The following is a 12,111-nucleotide window of genomic DNA, read 5'->3' as shown; positions in this document are numbered from 1 at the left end:
GCAGGTTCGGCACCGTCCTGGTGGGCGGTGCCGAGCGTTTCTCTTATTTACTTCACCTGGGTGGTGGCGAAGTTATTGTTCGTCAGAGGGCTTTGGGTATAACCCTCGACGTTCTTGCGCATGGCGGTGAACATTTTCGGGTACGCCATGGGAATCCACGGTTGGTCCTTGTCGAAAACCTCCAGGGCTTGTTGATAGAGTGCGGCCCGCTGCTGGGGTTCAGCGTCGGCGCGGGCCTTATCGATCAAGTCCTGAAACTCTTTGTTACACCAGCGGGCGTAGTTTTCGCCGTTTTTCGCTGCATCGCAACTCAGGTTCGGCGTAAGGAAGTTATCCGGATCGCCGTTGTCACCGGCCCAACCGGCGGAAACCATGTCGTGCTCGCCGGCTTTGGCGCGCTTGAGCATCTCGCCCCATTCCATGACCTTGATGTTCACTTTCAGGCCGATCTGCGCCAGATCCGCCTGCATGCGCTGGGCGCCGAGCATCGGGTTGGGGTTGGTCGGGCCACCGCCGTTACGGGTAAACAGGGTGAACTCGGTGCCTTCCGGTACACCGGCTTCCTTGAGCAGGGCGCGGGCCTTGTCCAGGTCGCGTTCAGGGTTTTTCAGCTTATCGTTGAAGCCCAGCAGGGTCGGCGGATACGGGCCGGTGGCGTCCACGGCGTTGCCTTTGCCATACAGGGATTCGTTGTAGCCTTTCTTGTCGAACGCGATGTTGATCGCGTGACGCACCCGCGCGTCGCTCATGTACTTGTGGGTGGTGTTCAGGGCGGTGTATGCGGTGGTCATCGCCGCCAGTTCGGCGACCTTCAGGTTTGGGTCTTTCTTGATGCTGGGAAGGTCGTCGGGCTTGGGATACAGCGCGATCTGGCATTCGTTGGCCTTGAGCTTCTGCAGGCGCACGTTGTTGTCGACCGCAATGGCCAGGATCAACGGATCGGCCGGAGGCTTGCCACGGAAGTACTCCGGGTTGGCCTTGAAGCGCACCTGAGCGTCCTTCTGGTAGCGTGTGAAAATGAACGGGCCGGTGCCGATCGGCTTGCTGTTGAGCTCTTCGGTCTTGCCGGCGGCGAGTAGCTTGTCGGCGTACTCGGCGGAGTGGATGGCGGTGAACGGCATCGCGACATCGGCCAGGAACGGTGCCTCAGGGCGGGTCAGAGTGAAGACCACGGTATGGTCATCGGTCTTTTCCACGCTCTTGAGCAGTTCCTTGAAGCCCATGCTTTCAAAGTACGGGTAGCCCACGCTGGATTTGTTGTGCCACGGGTGTTTCGGGTCCAGTTGGCGCTGGAAGCTCCAGAGCACGTCGTCGGCATTCATGTTGCGCGTGGGTTTGAAGTAGTCGGTGGTGTGGAACTTGACGTCGTCGCGCAGATGAAAGGTATAGGTCAGGCCGTCGTCACTGATTTCCCAGGAAGTGGCGAGCGCTGGCACGATCTCGGTGGTGCCGGGCTTGAAGTCCACCAGGCGGTTGAACATGGTTTCCGCGGCGGCGTCGGCGGTGACGGCGGTGGTGTACAGGACCGGGTCAAAACCCTCCGGGCTGGCTTCGGTGCAGACCACCAGGGGTTTGGCCGATACGCCGATAGCCACGCTTAACAGCGCAGCGGCAACGGCAGCTTGTAGCGGGAGCATTTTCATTCAGAGCCCTCTGCAATCGATGGGACCAGACAAGCGTAGACGGCAGGCTCGTCCTGAGCCTGCCGTCTACCTGGTGCTAGTTAAAGAATGTTGAACGGGATGGTGGTGACCAGACGGAACTCTTTGATGTTGCCGTCAGCCTGTTGTGCGCTGGCGCGGTGAGTCACGTAGGTGCCACGGATGGTGGTGGCCTTGAGTGGGCCGCTCTGAATCGCGTAGGAGGTGCCAACCCCGTATTCCTGGTGTTTCTCGCCGTCCATCAGGCGCAGGTCGCTACGCGAAGCGCCGGCTTCACCGTAGGCGGTACCGTTGTAGTGAGTACCGTCGATGCCCCAGCCGCGCGCCGAGTAGACGTTGAACTTCAGGCCCGGCACGCCGTATTCGGCCATGTTGATGCCGTAGGCGATCTGGAAGGACTTCTCGTTCGGGCTGTTGAAGTCGGAGGTCAGGGAGTTGGCCAGGTAGATGCCGTTGGTTTCGTGCAGGTAGTCGAAGTACTCGTCACCGTTAACTTCCTGGTACGAGAAGGTCAGGCTGTGGGCCTGGTGGGTCAGCCCCAGGGACAACGAGTAAGTGTCGTTGTCGATGTTGCCCATCTTCTTGCTGCCGGTATCGGTGGTTTTGTAGTAGTTCAGGCCGGTGGTCAGTGCCAGGGTCTGTGCATCACCCAATTCGTGGGTGGCACCGAAGTAGTACTGGTTCCAGAAGTCTTCGACGTTAGCGGCGAATACGCTGGTTTTCAGGCTCTTGAACGGCTGGTAGTTGAAGCCCAGGGTTTTGACCTTGTCGGTTTCCTGGCCATTGCCGTACTCGGAACGGAATTTCGACAGGCTTTGTTCGGTACGCGGCGAAACGCGATCAAAGATGCCGCCCTGGAACGACAAGTTGCTGAACTCTTCGCTGTTGAAGCTCACACCCTCGAAGCTCGAAGGCAAGGCACGGTTGCCGATGGTATCGACGATTCCGCTGCTGAAGTTCTGGCGACCGGCGGTCAAGGTGGTGTTGGACACGCGGAACTTGACGTTCGCCAGGCCCAGTTTGCTCCACTGGCCTACTGCATCGCCGTCGGAGTCAGCCAGGGTACGGTTGGAACCGCCCTTGATATCACGCTTGCTGCGGTCCAGGACCACCGCGTTGTAAGCCGCGACTTCGGTCGCCACACCTACGGTGCCTTGGGTGAAGCCCGAGGAGTAGTTGAGGATGGTGCCTTGTACCCAGTTTGTGCGGTTCGCGTCGGTGCGCGTCTGATTGTGTTTCTCGTAGGAGAAACGCTGGCCACGGAATTTCTTCTCGGTGGAGTACCAGTTACGGGTTGTACCGCCCAGGCTTTGACCGTCAATAAAGCCTTTGGCCTCGCTCTGGGCGCTGGCGCCGGCCAATGTGGTCGGAACGAAGTCCTGGCTGGCGGGTTCAGCATAGGCGGTGGCCGTGATGCTGCTGATGGCCAAGGCCAGAAGCGCTTTGCTGCTCAGTTTCATGGGTTGAAGCTCCTTTGGTTCTCTTTTTAATGCCGGTCTTTTTTGGTGATCCGGCTATTGGGTGTGTAACTCGATCAAGCTGTTGCAAACGTTTGCTGTAGGAAAAATCCCAACAAAAGGCTGCGCGTTTGCGAGAGAGCCAACTTCGCTCCCTGCAATCCGGTTATTTTCTTATGGGGTAATGCTGACGCCCGAGAACACGTTGCGGCCGAACGGGCTTACTTTGAAACCTTCGACTTTGGCGCTTAACGGCTGGTTGACCGTCGAGTGGGCGACGGGTGTGATCGGCACCTGCTGCTTGAGCAGTTGTTGCGCCTGTTTGTACAGAACAGTCCTTTGTTCGCGGTCGGTCACGACCTTGGCTTGCTTGATCAGCTTGTCGTACGCCGGGTCACACCACATGGAGTAGTTGTTCCCGCCGATGGCGTCGCAGCTGTAGAGGGTGCCCAGCCAGTTGTCCGGATCGCCGTTGTCGCCGGTCCAGCCGATCAGGCTGACATCGTGCTCACCGTTCTTGGTGCGCTTGATGTATTCGCCCCACTCGTAGCTGACGATCTTGACCTTGAGGCCGATCCTGGCCCAGTCGCTTTGCAGCATCTCGGCCATCAGCTTGGCGTTGGGGTTGTACGGCCGTTGCACCGGCATCGCCCACAGGGTGATCTCGGTACCTTCCTTCACGCCGGCGGCCTTGAGCAGTTCCTTGGCTTTTTCCGGGTTGTAGGCGGCGTCCTTGATGCTGTCGTCGTAGGACCATTGGGTCGGCGGCATGGCATTGACTGCCAACTGCCCCGCGCCCTGGTACACGGCGTTCAAGATGCTCTGCTTGTTCACCGCCATGTCCAGCGCCTGGCGCACTTCGAGCTGGTCGAACGGCTTGTGGCGCACGTTGTAGGCGATGTAGCCCAAGTTGAAGCCCGGCTTGGTCAGCAATTGCAGGTTCGAGTCGGCCTTGAGCGCGTCGACGTCGGCCGGGCGCGGGTGCAGGGTGACCTGGCATTCGCCGGCCTTGAGTTTTTGCACGCGTACCGAGGCGTCGGTGTTGATGGCAAAAATCAGTTGGTCCAGCTTGACCTTGCTCGGGTCCCAGTACTGTTTGTTGCCCACATAGCGGATCTGCGAGTCTTTCTGATAGCGCTGGAAGACAAAGGGACCAGTGCCGATCGGCTTCTGGTTGATATCGCTGGGCTTGCCTTCCCTGAGCAACTGCTCGGCGTATTCGGCCGACAGGATGGCGGCAAAGCTCATCGCGATGTTCTGCACGAACGCAGCGTCGACCGAGTTCAGCGTCATCACCACGGTATGAGGGTCGGTTTTCTCGACCTTGGCGATGTTCTTGTTCAGGCTCATCCCGTTGAAATACGGAAACTCGGTGGGGTAGGCCTTGCGAAACGGGTGGTCGGGGTCAAGCATGCGATTGAAGGTGAACAGCACGTCGTCGGCGTTGAAATCCCGCGTCGGCTTGAATTCCTTGTTGCTGTGGAATTTCACCCCTTCACGCAGGTGAAAGGTGTAGGTCAGGCCGTCTTCGGAAATATCCCACTTGGTCGCCAGTCCAGGTACGACGTTGGTCGCTCCCTTTTCAAACTCAACCAGGCGGTTGTACAGCGGCTCGGCCACATCGTTATCGGTGGCGGTGGTGTACTGCGCGGTGTCGAACCCTGCCGGGCTGCCTTCAGAGCAGAACACCAGGCTCTTCTTGTCGGCCGCCTGGCCCATCGTGGCTACAGCCAGCAGGCTGGTGCCAAAAATTGCGGATAGAACGGTGGTATGGCGCATGACGATCCCGATCCTTGTTTGTAGTTGTCATCAGCAAGCAATCACCCTGGCGTAGTGCCAGGGGGACATTACTGATCCCACACACAGCAAGTGCCTTTCCCAGGTTGGAGCCTCTGCTGTCCTACGACGGTATGGGTCGCGGACTGCGCAGTAAATGCGCCAAATTGGACTGACCTTGTAGGCAAAAGAGCTACTTGTCGCAGTTCGCAGCTGTAGGAAGCGGCGATTGCGAGCGTGGTCTATTTCCTACGGTCGAGGCGGATGCAATAACGGCGACGTTATGAAACGTCGCCGTCATTGGTCCTTACTTGCCGCTTACGCTCACGCCATAGAAGGAGTTCAGACCAAACGGGCTGATCTTGAAGTCCTGTACGGTGTTGCGCATGGGTTGATACACCGTCGAGTGCGCGATAGGTGTCATCGGGACTGCATCTTTGAGGATATGTTGCGCCTGCTTATACAGCTCGGTGCGTTTGGCGACGTCCGACGTAGCCTTGGCTTCTTTCACGACGCCGTCGAATTTCTTGTCGCACCACTTGGAGAAGTTGTTACCGGCCAGGGAGTCGCAGCCGAACAGCACGTTCAGCCAGTTGTCCGGGTCACCATTGTCGCCGCTCCAGCCAATGATCATGGCCTGGTTCTCGCCGCCTTTGGAGCGCTTGATGTACTCGCCCCACTCGTAGCTGGTGATCTTGACCTTCAGGCCGATCTTGGACCAGTCGTTTTGCAGCATTTCAGCCATCAGCTTGGCGTTCGGGTTGTACGGACGCTGAACCGGCATCGCCCACAGAACGATCTCGGTACCTTCCTTGACACCCGCTTCCTTGAGCAGCGCCTTGGCTTTCTCGGGATCGTACTTGGCGTCCTTGATAGTGGTGTCGTAGGACCATTGGGTTGGCGGCATGGCGTTGACCGCCAGTTGGCCTGCACCCTGGTAGACGGAGTCGATGATCTGCTGCTTGTTCACCGACATGTCCAGCGCCTGGCGTACGCGCAGGTCAGCCAGTGGGTTGGGCTGGTCGCTGCCCTTGACCTTGTCCATGACGTTGTAGGCGACATAGCCCAGGTTGAAGCCGGCCTGGTGCGGCAGTTTCAGGTCCTTGTCTTCACCCAGCGCCTTGAGGTCGGCCGGACGTGGGAACAAGGTGATCTGGCACTCGTTTTTCTTCAGCTTCTGGATACGCACCGACGGATCGGTGGTGATGGCGAAGATCAGGTTATCGATCTTCACGTCCTCAGGTTTCCAGTAGTCCTTGTTACCGGTGTAGCGAATGTTCGAGTCTTTCTGGTAGCTCTTGAATACGAACGGGCCAGTGCCGATTGGCTTCTGGTTGATGTCCTGAGGCGTGCCATTCTTCAGCAACTGGGCGGCATATTCGGCCGACTGGATCGACGCGAAGCTCATCGCCAGGTTCTGGATGAACGCGGCGTCCACGGTGCCAAGGGTGAACTTGACGGTGTGGGCATCGACCTTCTCGATGTTCTTGATGTTGGTGTCCATCCCCATGTCCGTGAAGTACGGGAACTCGGTGGGGTAGGCCTTACGGAATGGATCGTCTTTGTTGATCATCCGGTTGAAGGTGAACAGGACGTCGTCAGCCGAGAATTCACGAGTCGGCTTGAAGTACGGGGTGGTATGGAACTTGACGCCTTCGCGCAGGTGGAAGGTGTAGGTCAGGCCATCCGGGGACACGTCCCAGCTGGTGGCCAGGCCAGGAACAACGGCGGTGCCGCCTCGTTCAAACTGGCTCAGGCGGTTGAACATGGTTTCGGCCGAGGCATCGAAGTCTGTTCCGGTGGTGTACTGGCCTGGGTCGAAACCGGCCGGGCTCCCTTCGGAGCAGAACACCAGGTTAGTCGCCGCTTGGGCGAATGGGGCCGCGGCCATAAGGCCAGCGCTCACTAATAACGGAAGGACTGCGTGTTTAAGCATGTTGGCCTCATGATTTGTTGTCATTTTTGGTGGTGAGGGCGACCTCGTGAGTCGGCCTGCGGATACTTATGCAGGCGCCATACCCATTGCAAGATGCTGAACCGTTGCAAGGCGGAAAGAGTGGTACGAACGTACAGGAATGTCGCAATTATGAAAGTTTTGACATATTTGAGCTTATTTATAGGTTTTTTTCGGTGCAGGAGGTGCACCAGGAAGGGTCAACCGAGGCGTCTGGCGCACTCGGTTGGGGCATTGCTGTTACTTATCTAGACTCACGCCGTAGAACGGTGTCAGCCCAAAGGGGCTGATCTTGAAGTCCTTCACTTCCTTGCGCAGGGGTTGGAAAACCGTCGAGTTCGCAATTGGCGTTATAGGTACTTGTTCCTTAAGAATTTTTTGTGCCTGTTGATACCACTTGATGCGTTGTTCGCGGTCACTGCTGACCTTGGCCTGCTGCACCAGTTTGTCGTAGGCCGGGTTACACCATTTGGCGTAGTTGCTGCCCTTGACCGCGGCACAACTGTAGAGCACGCCGAGCCAGTTATCCGGGTCGCCGTTGTCGCCGGTCCAGCCATAAATCATCGCATCGTGCTCGCCATTTTTGGCGCGCTTGATGTATTCGCCCCACTCATAGCTGACGATATTGGCCTTGATGCCGACTTTTTCCCAATCCTGCTGGATCATCTGGGCCGACATGCGCGCGTTCGGGTTGGAAGCGCGCTGGACGGTCATTGCCCACAGGTTGATGGTGGTGCCCGGTGCAACCCCTGCTTCTTTTAGTAGCGCGCGGGCCTTGGTCGGATCGTGCGGGGCATCCTTGATGGAGGGGTCATAAGACCACTGCGCCGGTGGCAGTGCGTTCTGCGCCAATTGTCCGGCGCCCTGGTACACCGCCTTGATGATCGCTGGCTTGTCGATGGCCATGTCCAGGGCCTGGCGGACCTTGAGCTGGTCCAGCGGTGGGTGGGTCACGTTGTAGGCCAGGAAGCCCAGGTTGAAACCGGCTTGCTGCAGCACGCTCAGGTTGGGGTCCTGCTTCATCACCTCGATATCCGACGGGCGCGGGTAGCCGCTGACCTGGCATTCGCCGGCCTTGAGTTTTTGCAGGCGCGACGCAGCGTCCGGGGTGATGGCGAACACCAGGTTGTCGAGTTTCACATCCTCGGGCTTCCAGTACTGTTTATTGGCCACGTAGCGAATCTGCGAGTCCTTCTGGTAGCGCTTGAACACAAACGGCCCGGTGCCCACCGGCTTCTGGTTGATGTCTTCGGCCTTGCCTTCTTTCATTAGCTGGGCGGCATACTCGGCCGATTGCACGGAGGCGAAACTCATGGCCAGGTTCTGCACGAACGAGGCATCGACGTTGTTCAGGTTGAAACGCACGGTGTGCCCGTCGAGTTTGTCGACGCTCTTGATCGTGGTGTTCAGGCCCATGTCGGTGAAGTACGGCGATTCGGAAGGGTAGGCCTTGCGGAACGGGCTCTCGGCATCCAGCAGGCGATTGAAGGTAAACAGCACGTCATCCGCATTGAAGTCGCGGGTCGGCGTGAAGAAATCGGTGGTGTGGAACTTGACCCCGTCGCGCAGGTGGAAGGTGTAGGTCAGACCATCCTTGGACACCTCCCAGCTTGTAGCCAGGCCCGGTTCGACTTCAGTGCCGCCACGCTTGAATTGGGTCAGGCGGTTGAACACGGTTTCGGCGGACGCATCGAAGTCGGTGCCGCTGGTGTACTGGCTGGGGTCGAAGCCGGCGGGGCTGGCTTCGGAGCAGTAGACCAGGGTACTGGCCGCGTGGGCCGTCGGCATGAAGGCCAGCAGGCCGGCGGCGAGAAGCAGTGGTTTGAAGGCGATTCTTTCCATGGAGACCTCTGAAGTGGCAGTGAGGTAACGCTGCCCGAACGAAAACGGCGGTAACCGAGGTTACCGCCGTTCTGGTTTTTGAGGTAGCCGCAGGGCTAGTCCTGGTCGGTGATAATCGACGTGCTCAGGGTGAATGGCGCGCTTTTATCGATGGCGTATGGATTTGCCGCTTCTTCCAGGTCGTTGCTTTCTCGAATGTGGAACGTTCGCCCCGTGGCGGCGGCGGTATTGGGAATGGGGGCAGCATCTTTGTCCAGATCGAGCAATGTCATTTGGGCTCCGACGGTGACCTGCGCCTCTTTAGTTGTCGGGTCATAGGTGACGATGTAATGGGTGTCCTTGCCTTTGAAACCGACGTGTTCTTGGAGTTGATTCATTTTCAGCTCCACCGATGCTGGGGCGACACTGCCCTGATGAGCGACTTCGGATATGCGCGAGCGCATGTTCGCGTCGGGGATTGCCTCCTCGAACTGCTGCAAGCGCCTACGCAGTGTTTCGCCATCGGCAGTTCCTGTGGCATCCAGTTCAAAAGTGGTGTGCCCTTCGGGCTGCTTTATCCGAACGGTATAACGGTCACGGTTCAGGTCTTTTATAAAGTTTGGCGAATAGTCAGTTGAGCCATATTCGTTGGGTTGCGCCCTTTCGTCGGGGAAAACTTCGAAGTTGTTTTCCTCGACGGTCCAGGACACCGTGAGTTTTCTTTTGAGGACTCCCGCCTCTTCAAGGTTGTTCACCGATTGCTGGTAGGCAGTGTTGCTGTTGTATTTAAAGATCTCATCAAACTTATCGGCACCACTGGTCTTGGGGTCGCCCAGGATTTCGAAGCCGTCTGAAAGTTTTGGCTCTACTTTGAGGTCGTTGCTGGGGTTCGGCGAAGGCGCGCGCTGCCACGGCCACTTGGCTCCGCCATCGGTTTTCATGCGGACCCAGTCGCCCTCGCCGTTAGCGTGCACCGTCATTACCGGCTTACCCGTACCGGGGTCAATGATCTGTACATAGTCATTGCTCAGTTTGAAGTCGCTTTTTATCTCAAACACCTGGCGAATACCTGTCTCGTCGGTATAGCGGATAAACCATTGGTCCAGGCCGGTTGTTGCATCCTTGACCTGGTAAATGCCCTTCGCGTTGCGTACGGCCCTTTCAATGAGCTGCTCACCGTTCGGTACACCATATTGGGTAATGTTGCCCGCTTGGCTGGGCTGCAGGCGGTTACTGCCAGGCAGGGCTCGTGGGCGTTCAATCCACGGGGACTCGTCTGGGGTGGGCGTGAGCGGTTTTTCTCCAGGGGGAATGAAGGGGTCTTCAGCCGAGCCACTGGCGCCCACCGAGAACAGCGTATTCAGCAAGCCATCGAATGCCTTCGATGCACCGTCATTGCGTTCGGCCAGGGTATCGCCGGAGGCTTGTTTTTCCGCCCCAAGCGCCAATTCGGTCAACCCGGTAGCCACAGCGGCGACGGCCACCGGGGCGGCAATAGGCGCCAGCTTTGCCAGCAGGCCCGCCGCCACGGTAATGTCGTTAAGCCAAGTGTCCCGCGTCACCTCGCTGTTGGACTTGATCATTACGTCGGCATCACTGGTCATGCGCTCTTTACTGGCGGACGTCATCGCAGAGAAGACGTCACCCTTGAGGTGTGAGCCGTCACCATTGAACGTCGGGTCTGTCAGTTTTCCATTGGCGAGTTTTTCGAAAGTGCTGTCCAGACCTTCGGTTTTGCTGCCCACGTTGGTAAACCACAATACGGGCATGAACACTTTCGCCAGTTTTTCAATAGTGCCGTGCTCGTGGTCCTGGCGGGCGATCAGTGGGAAATGAGTCATCAAGGATTCGCGCTTTTTCGCGTCCTTGGTTTGGTCGATCACCCATTGATCCAGTTTTTCCAGGGAATCGAACCGCAGAAATGCGGGTTCCGAGCCAGGGATGTAGAGGACCTGGCGGCCACCGTCGGCAGCGCTGAAGCGCACAATATCGTTGGACAAGAAGCCTTTGATATTGAAGGCGTGGGCCTGGACTGCACCTTTTACAGGGGCCTCGGCCTTGAGCTGTTCGACGTTGATCGGTGCATTTTCGTCGAGCGGAAGATTGGACGCCGCGCCCATGACCAAGCGGTAGTCCTCCCGCGTGAACCGATGCTCGGGCGCTTGCAGCGCTTGCTCGGCCGGCGGCCTGGCGGCGGCTGTCTTCAGTTGTTTTCGGGCCTGGTAGGCAAACTCGCCTTTGATCGCCGTCTGGTAGTCATTGCTGTGGGTGTTCCAGAAGTCGTCGATTTTTTGTGTCATGACCGATTGGAAGTCGGTTTTCCAACTCGTATGCATAAGCACCGAAGGGGCCAGCGGGAATTGGTTATGCGCACCGTACCCCCCGGTTTCACTTTTACCGGGGCCGTCTATATATAAACCGGCTTGCGAGTCCAGATTGCCGGGGATCCAGTCGTTTTCAGAGAAGTTTTTCAGCAGTGCATCCGGCAGGCGCAGAGAGGCGGTCGGCTCCTCGCCCTTATGCTCCCAGCCGGTAGCTGTTGAAGCGCTTTGCGAGCCATTGAAACGGTTCAAGTAAAGTGTATCGGCATCCACATGTTTGCCCGTCAGGTTGAAAATGACGGACTCCGCCCATTGTTTTGCTTGTGCACGTACGTTTGGCAGTGTCTCGGCAACCTCCACTGCCAGATGCTTGTAGGCCAATGCCTGAGGTGCATGGGTGTAGAACGTTTCGGCACTGAGCTTGAGTTGTTCAAGGGCTTGCGCCGAGCGCTGGTTGGCGGGGCGTACGGGATCATCCGGCGGGATGGGGTCGAAGGCTTTGTTGTGTTCCAGTCGCCTGATTTGTGTCCGCGCCTCGGCCAGTGATGTGGGAAGGCGCTCGCCCTGGAAGTTGGCTACCAGCCCTGCGCGTACTTGAATGTAGTCTTCGCCAAAGCGTACCTGCAACTTCTCAACAGTTCCCGGCGCAATGATTTTGGCCGCCTCAAGAAGCGGGCGGCTGACTTGGCCCCAACCGGAGTTGTCCGTGAGGGAGAACGTTTTCATGTTTCCGTCCGCCATGGCAGTCAGAGTGCCTGTGCGGGGGTTGACGGTTAAAAGCGTGTTCTGGTCGATCTTCTGGTCGCGCATCCAACCTTGAACCACTGGGTGCTGCAACTGCGCCCGATAGACTTCGAGCCACTGGCCCAAATTGCTCTCGGGGGGGACTTTTATAAGCCCGGGATTGTTGCCCAGTACTTTGCTTTGCACCGCTGCCAGGTATTCGTTAAGCAGCGCTGTTTCGTGAGGGGAGGTGGACGGGCCAGGCGTATCTTGTGACGCCCGCGTGACGGCTGATTCGCTGTTGTTTATCGGCCCGCTTGAAACAGGGTCGATGTATTGCCGAATAGGGGAGGTGGTTTTGCTTGAAGGTGCGTACATGGTTTCAGTTCTCGTGAAGT

At 57.9% G+C, this 12,111-nt stretch carries 6 protein-coding genes; all 6 read right to left on the bottom strand.

The window, feature by feature from the left end; all coding sequences use genetic code 11:
- Positions 1-47 precede the first annotated feature (47 nt).
- A complete protein-coding gene (locus Q8X51_RS07170) occupies positions 48-1,643 on the bottom strand; it encodes an ABC transporter substrate-binding protein (protein WP_027604857.1) in 1,596 nt (531 codons plus the stop codon).
- An 80-nt stretch (positions 1,644-1,723) separates the two neighbouring features.
- Complete coding sequence (locus Q8X51_RS07165) at positions 1,724-3,121, bottom strand: OprD family porin (RefSeq protein ID WP_407693123.1); 1,398 nt, start codon at positions 3,119-3,121, stop codon at positions 1,724-1,726.
- A gap of 171 nt (positions 3,122-3,292) precedes the next feature.
- Positions 3,293-4,897 carry an ABC transporter substrate-binding protein gene (locus Q8X51_RS07160; RefSeq protein WP_407693124.1) on the bottom strand — a complete coding sequence of 535 codons (1,605 nt, stop codon included), beginning with the start codon at positions 4,895-4,897 and terminating at the stop codon, positions 3,293-3,295.
- A gap of 304 nt (positions 4,898-5,201) precedes the next feature.
- Positions 5,202-6,830 (bottom strand): ABC transporter substrate-binding protein, encoded by a 1,629-nt coding sequence (locus Q8X51_RS07155; RefSeq protein ID WP_027604854.1) that lies wholly within the window; start codon positions 6,828-6,830, stop codon positions 5,202-5,204.
- Positions 6,831-7,088: 258 nt separating this feature from the next.
- Positions 7,089-8,690 (bottom strand): ABC transporter substrate-binding protein, encoded by a 1,602-nt coding sequence (locus Q8X51_RS07150; RefSeq protein ID WP_074843883.1) that lies wholly within the window; start codon positions 8,688-8,690, stop codon positions 7,089-7,091.
- Positions 8,691-8,785: 95 nt separating this feature from the next.
- The gene (locus Q8X51_RS07145; RefSeq protein ID WP_407693125.1) at positions 8,786-12,091 is read right to left on the bottom strand and encodes a dermonecrotic toxin domain-containing protein; all 3,306 of its coding nucleotides are present in this window, start codon (positions 12,089-12,091) and stop codon (positions 8,786-8,788) included.
- Between the last annotated feature and the right edge of the window lie 20 nt (positions 12,092-12,111).

The organism is Pseudomonas sp. Yb2C2, from assembly GCF_052112325.1.
Lineage (GTDB): Bacteria > Pseudomonadota > Gammaproteobacteria > Pseudomonadales > Pseudomonadaceae > Aquipseudomonas > Aquipseudomonas marginalis.
This window is presented reverse-complemented; position numbering and strand designations above follow the sequence as displayed.

Bases quoted from the DNA above. Each gene is read 5' to 3' on its own strand.
- Q8X51_RS07170 (WP_027604857.1), bottom strand. From the start codon at position 1,643: ATGAAAATGCTCCCGCTACAAGCTGCCGTTGCCGCTGCGCTGTTAAGC.
- Q8X51_RS07165 (WP_407693123.1), bottom strand. From the start codon at position 3,121: ATGAAACTGAGCAGCAAAGCGCTTCTGGCCTTGGCCATCAGCAGCATC.
- Q8X51_RS07160 (WP_407693124.1), bottom strand. From the start codon at position 4,897: ATGCGCCATACCACCGTTCTATCCGCAATTTTTGGCACCAGCCTGCTG.
- Q8X51_RS07155 (WP_027604854.1), bottom strand. From the start codon at position 6,830: ATGCTTAAACACGCAGTCCTTCCGTTATTAGTGAGCGCTGGCCTTATG.
- Q8X51_RS07150 (WP_074843883.1), bottom strand. From the start codon at position 8,690: ATGGAAAGAATCGCCTTCAAACCACTGCTTCTCGCCGCCGGCCTGCTG.
- Q8X51_RS07145 (WP_407693125.1), bottom strand. From the start codon at position 12,091: ATGTACGCACCTTCAAGCAAAACCACCTCCCCTATTCGGCAATACATC.